Source organism: Nonomuraea sp. NPDC049784, assembly GCF_040659615.1.
Taxonomy (GTDB): Bacteria; Actinomycetota; Actinomycetes; order Streptosporangiales; family Streptosporangiaceae; genus Nonomuraea.
On the sequence record NZ_JBFAMX010000685.1, the window covers coordinates 1 to 5126 of the forward strand.

7 protein-coding genes are annotated in these 5126 nt (G+C 69.7%); 1 reads left to right on the forward strand and 6 read right to left on the reverse strand.

The genetic code is table 11. The features are described 5' to 3' along the window. From AB0J09_RS55735 to AB0J09_RS55760, 6 genes are all read right to left on the reverse strand, one after another. On the reverse strand, positions 1 to 292 hold a 292-nt coding region (locus AB0J09_RS55735), incomplete at its 3' end, for a GNAT family N-acetyltransferase (RefSeq protein WP_360710546.1). A gap of 28 nt (positions 293 to 320) precedes the next feature. Next, positions 321 to 1073 carry an amino acid ABC transporter ATP-binding protein gene (locus AB0J09_RS55740; protein ID WP_360710557.1) on the reverse strand — a complete coding sequence of 251 codons (753 nt, stop codon included), beginning with the start codon at positions 1071 to 1073 and terminating at the stop codon, positions 321 to 323. Positions 1074 to 1081: 8 nt separating this feature from the next. Next, positions 1082 to 1990, reverse strand: coding sequence for an amino acid ABC transporter permease (locus AB0J09_RS55745; protein ID WP_360710548.1), 909 nt, complete (start codon positions 1988 to 1990; stop codon positions 1082 to 1084). Further along, complete coding sequence (locus AB0J09_RS55750; RefSeq protein ID WP_360710550.1) at positions 1987 to 2913, reverse strand: ABC transporter substrate-binding protein; 927 nt, start codon at positions 2911 to 2913, stop codon at positions 1987 to 1989. The genes AB0J09_RS55745 and AB0J09_RS55750 overlap by 4 nt, the downstream gene beginning before the upstream one ends. Continuing rightward, complete coding sequence (locus AB0J09_RS55755) at positions 2906 to 3706, reverse strand: deaminated glutathione amidase (RefSeq protein ID WP_360710551.1); 801 nt, start codon at positions 3704 to 3706, stop codon at positions 2906 to 2908. The genes AB0J09_RS55750 and AB0J09_RS55755 overlap by 8 nt, the downstream gene beginning before the upstream one ends. Continuing rightward, positions 3703 to 4635, reverse strand: coding sequence for a hypothetical protein (locus tag AB0J09_RS55760; RefSeq protein ID WP_360710553.1), 933 nt, complete (start codon positions 4633 to 4635; stop codon positions 3703 to 3705). Before AB0J09_RS55760 ends, AB0J09_RS55755 begins: the two co-directional genes overlap by 4 nt. 107 nt (positions 4636 to 4742) lie before the next feature. Here AB0J09_RS55760 and AB0J09_RS55765 point away from each other — a divergent pair. Then, positions 4743 to 5126: winged helix-turn-helix domain-containing protein (locus AB0J09_RS55765; protein ID WP_360710555.1), on the forward strand; the 384-nt coding region annotated here is incomplete at its 3' end.

The following is a 5126-nucleotide window of genomic DNA, read 5'->3' on the forward strand; positions in this document are numbered from 1 at the left end:
GCCGCGCCAGCCGCCACCCCACCTCCCACGCGGGCAGGAACGGCGCGTCGAACGTCTGCCAGGCCAGGCCGGTGAAGCCGATGAACTCCCCGCTCTCGCGCACCTCCAGCGCCCACAGCCCGTAGCCGTGCTTGTCGAACTCCTCCTCGATCCTGTCGGCGAAGTGGTCGCTCTCCGCGCGGGTGAGCGGGGCCGGGAAGTGCTCCATCACCTCGGGGTCGGCGTTCATGGCGGCGAAGGGCTCCCGGTCCTCGTCGCGCCACCTGCGCATGATCAATCGCGGGGTCTGCATCCGAGCCACGATAATGCGGGACGGGCGTTCACAGCACGCGGCTGAGGAAGGCCTTGGTACGCGGGCTGCTGGGGTTGTCCAGGACGTCGGCGGGCGTGCCCGACTCGACCACGACGCCACCGTCCATGAACACCACCCGGTCGGCCACCTCGCGGGCGAACCCGATCTCGTGGGTCACCACGATCATGGTGAGCCCGTCCTCGGCGAGGCCCTTCATGGTGGCCAGCACCTCCCCCACGAGCTCCGGGTCGAGCGCGCTGGTCGGCTCGTCGAAGAGCATCAGCTTGGGCCGCATGGCCAGCGCCCTGGCGATGGCGACCCGCTGCTGCTGCCCGCCCGAGAGCTGCCTCGGGTAGGCGCCCGCCTTGTCCTCGAGGCCCACGCGCCGCAGCAGGGCGAGCGCACGTTCCCTGGCCTGCTCCCGGGGCTCGCGGCGGACGCCGACCGGCGCCTCCATGACGTTCTGCAACACCGTGAAGTGCGGGAACAGGTTGAACTGCTGGAAGACCATGCCGATCTCGCGGCGCTGGCGGGTGATCTCGCGCTTGCGCAGGTGCCGTACCTTGCCACCGGACGCCTGGAACCCGATCAGCTCGCCGTCGACGTGGATGGCGCCGCCGTCGATGGTCTCCAGGTGGTTCACGCAGCGCAGGAACGTCGACTTGCCCGAGCCGGACGGGCCGAGGATGACCACGACCTCCCCCGGCTGGACGTCGAGGTCGATGCCCTTGAGGACTTCGAGGTGGCCGAAGTGCTTGCGTACGGCACGGGCGTGGACCATGGGGACGGTCACGACGTCACCTCCGAGGGACGGCGGCGGCGGAAGGTCAGGAAGGCCCAGAAGCTCTGCGGGGCGTTCCTGGTGGCGCCGCGCGCGTAGTGCCGCTCGATGAACGACTGGCCGACGTACAGGATCGAGGTGATCACCAGGTACCAGACGCAGGCGACGATCAGCAGCGGGATGGTCTGGAAGGTGCGGTTGTAGATCGACTGCACCGTGTACAGCAGGTCGGCCAGCGCGATGACGCTCACCAGCGACGTGGCCTTCAGCATGCTGATCACCTGGCTCCCGGTGGGCGGGATGATGAACCGCATGGCCTGGGGCAGCACGATCCTGCGGAAGGTGCGGGCGTTGCTCATGCCGAGCGCCGAGGCGGCCTCGGTCTGCCCGGGGTCCACCGACATGAGCCCGCCGCGGATGATCTCAGCCATGTACGCGCCCTCGTTCAGCCCGAGCCCCAGGATGGCCGCGAGCAGCGGGGTGATGACCTGGTTGGTGTCGGCGCTGAGGAACTCCGGCCCGAACGGGATGCCGAAGGAGATCTTCGGCAGCAGGTACGACAGGTTGTACCAGAGCACGAGCTGCACCAGCACCGGCGTGCCGCGGAAGAACCAGACGTAGAGCCCGCAGGCGGCCCGCGCGACCGGGTTGTCCGAGATCCGCCCGATCGCCAGCAGCACCCCGAGCACCACGCCCACGGCCATCGCGATCACGGTGAGCAGCAGCGTGGTGAAGATGCCCTGGCCGATGATCTGCGCGTTGACGTACCTGAAGACCACGTCCCACTGGAAGTTGGGGTTGCTGACCAGCAGGCTCACGAGCTGGGCGGCCAGCACCAGCAGGATGATCGAGGCCACCCAGCGCAGCGGATGGCGGGTACGGGACGCGCCCGCGACGTCGACTTCCGGCAGGCTCATGATGCCGCCAGATTGACGCCGGCCTTGTCCAGCTTGTTGTCGGACGTGCCCCACTTGTCCATGATCTTGGCGTACGTGCCGTTGTCCATGAGCTTCTGGATGCCGTCCTTCAGCACGTCACGCAGCGGCGAGTCCTTGGCCACGACGGCCCCCTGGTAGAGGTCGTCGAACCCGTTGCTCTGCCCCTTGCCCGCCAGCTCCAGCTTGCCGCCGGACTGCGACACGAAGTAGGTGAGCGGCGCCTGGGAGGAGAAGAACGCGTCCGCCCGGCCCGAGCTGACCGCCAGCACCGAGGTGGGCTGGTCCTTGTACGACTGTACGGTGATCTTCGGCTTGCCCTCCTTGGCGCACGTCTCGGACTGGTTCTTGATCACCGCCTCGGCGGAGCCACCGGCCATGACCGAGATCTTCAGCCCGCACGTGTCCGCCACCGAGTTGATCTTGTTCGGGTTGCCCTTCGGCACGGCGAAGACGACGAACTCCTTGACCCAGTCCACGAAGTCGTTGGACTTCTGCCGGTCCGGGAAGTCGCCCACCGGGCCGATGGCCACGTCGTAGCGGCCCGAGGCGATGCCGGTGAGCTGGCTGGGCAGGCCGTCCACGGTGACGTGCTCGATCTTGACGCCGAGCACCTGGCCGAGCGCCTCCGACAGGTCGGCCGCGGCGCCGGTCATGGATTTGCCGTCCGCCCCGGCGATCTCGTACGGCGGGAAGGAGCCGTTGTTGACCGAGACCAGCTTGCCGGCGGTCTTCACCTTGTCGGGCAGCCGGTCGAACAGGGCCCGGTCCTTGGCTTGGGCGGCCACGGTGCCGGAGGCGGCGGGCTGGGAGCTCAGCGCGCCCTGGGCCTCCTCCGGGTTGGCGCCGCAGCCGGCCAGCAGGAGGGCGGCTCCAAGCAGGGCAGCCGTCGCGTACTTAGACATGTCGCTCCAAACGGGGGTCGACGGCGAAGCGCCGGTTCTCGAGGACGGGGAGGCTGAGGCGGGCTCGCTCGAGCTCTTCGGCCGAGGCGTCGGCCCACAGCAGGCCCGGCGCGTCGCCGAGGCGGGCCCGGGTGATGCCGAGCGGGTCGACGACCATGCTGGTCCCGATGTTGCGGCGGCCGCACTCGCCGGACGCCGCCACGTACACGGTGTTCTCCAGGGCGCGGGCGGTGACCATGACCTCCCAGTGCCATTCCTTGGCCGGGCCGCGCACCCACGCGGTGGGCAGCGCGATCACCTGGGCGCCCTGGTCGGCCAGGAGCCTGGCCAGCTCGGGGAACCGCACGTCGTAGCAGGTCATCATGCCGACCTTCCACCCCGCCACGTCGATCACCACGGGCGCGTTCGTGCCGGGCACGACGTTGTCGGACTCGCGCCGGCCGAAGGCGTCGTACAGGTGCAGCTTGGTGTACGTCCCGACGATCTCGCCGTCCCTGGCGGCCACCAGGACGTTGAACACGCGGCCGTCGCCCGACGGGGTGTGCACCCCGACGATCACGGTGGTGGACGAGCCTCGCGTGTGCTCGACCAGCCCGCTGACGAACGGCCCGTCCAGCGGCTGGGCGGCCTCGCGGATGCGCACGGGGTCGTCGACGAAGAGCGCCATCGCCCCCTCGGGCAGCACCAGCAGGTCGGCACCGCCCGCGACGGACCGGTCGATCAGGTCCTGGCAGGTCTTGAGGTTGTCCGTCCACTCCTCGGAGGTGGCGAACTGTCCTACGGCGATTCTCATAGGTCGAAGACCTCCTCGGGTCCGATCGGGCGGGATGAGATTCCCTGGGCGTGGAGCTCCTCGCAGAAGGCGGCGACCATGGCGGCGTTGGGCGCGAGGCCGTACGGCATCCAGTCGGGGCCGAAGGTCCTGGGCGTCTCCGTCAGGTCGGCAAGCAGCCACGGCGTGGTGTCGGCGAGCAGGCGCCGCCGGGCCAGCCAGTGGCGCTTGGACCGCTCGAACAGGTCCTCCACGGCCCGCGGCAGCCCCGGGTCGCGCTCGACGGCCTCGCGCTTCAACGTCACCAGGTGGATGCCGGGCACGAAGCCGGTCTGCCGGTAGTAGGCCAGCTCGGCGGCGCGGTGGTCGGGGAGCAGGTGACGGAAGCGGCTCTCGGCGGTGAACATCTCCTCGGGCATGAACGGGGTCATGATCGCGTCGTAGCGGCCCCCGGCGAGGTCCTCGGCGAGGCCGTCGCCGGTCAGCGAGACGTTGTCGGGGAAGGGCACGGGGCCGACGCGGTCCTTGCCGGTCTCGCCCGCGACCAGCGGGCCGACCGTCCACTCGATGCCCCTGATGTCCACGCCGGCGGCCCTGAGCAGGGCGCGGGTCCAGGTGTTGCCGGAGTCCGGCCAGCCGGTCAGGCCGATGCGGGCGCCCTTGAGCTCTTCGAGCGAGGTCAGCTCGCTGTCGCGGCGCACGAGGAAGCACCGGTGCCGGAAGCCGCGCATCACGAAGACGGGCAGGCCGACCAGGCGGTCGTCGCCTGCGGCGCGGCCGAGCACGTACCTGCTGAAGGACGTCTCACCGCCGTCCAGGTCCGGCTCGCTCAGGACATCGGGGGTGACGGCACGGGACTCGAGGTCCAGCTCGAACCCCTCAGGCCGCACCTCCCCCGTCGCCACCGGCACCAGATGGTCCCAGTCCCGCAGGCCTAGCCGAATATGCACAAACACCCCAAAGTTCGCTTGCGTTGAATTGCTCGAAACCATATGTTCAGGGAGTTTCCCCACACAAGACGATCTTTGTTGCTGAACAAAGATTTACAGGAGGTCACGTGGAAGCCGCCTGGCTGGCGCACCAGATCGGCGAACCGACCGCGCGCGGGATCGCCGCCGCCCTGACCGACCTGATCAGGCAGGGCACGGTCACCGCGCAGACGCGCCTGCCGACGGTGCGGAGCCTGGCCAGGGAGCTGGGCGTCAGCTCGGGGACCGTGGCGGAGGCGTGGTCGGAGCTGCGGCGGCACGGGATGATCCACACCGACCGCCGCCGCGGCACGGTGGTGCTCGGGCCGCCCGACGTGCCGCGTCCCATCCGGTACGAGCGCATCGGCCACTGGGGCGACCCACATGCCCCGAAGACTCCAGACCCGGAAACCCCGAAATCAACGGGCGATCACGTCTCCTCGGCACGGCGCGCGAGCCCTATTCCGGGCATA

Excerpts from the sequence above, each read along its gene's own strand:
- AB0J09_RS55755 (WP_360710551.1), bottom strand. The coding sequence starts at position 3,706 with ATGAGAATCGCCGTAGGACAGTTCGCCACCTCCGAGGAGTGGACGGAC.
- AB0J09_RS55750 (WP_360710550.1), bottom strand. The coding sequence starts at position 2,913 with ATGTCTAAGTACGCGACGGCTGCCCTGCTTGGAGCCGCCCTCCTGCTG.
- AB0J09_RS55740 (WP_360710557.1), bottom strand. The coding sequence starts at position 1,073 with ATGGTCCACGCCCGTGCCGTACGCAAGCACTTCGGCCACCTCGAAGTC.
- AB0J09_RS55745 (WP_360710548.1), bottom strand. The coding sequence starts at position 1,990 with ATGAGCCTGCCGGAAGTCGACGTCGCGGGCGCGTCCCGTACCCGCCAT.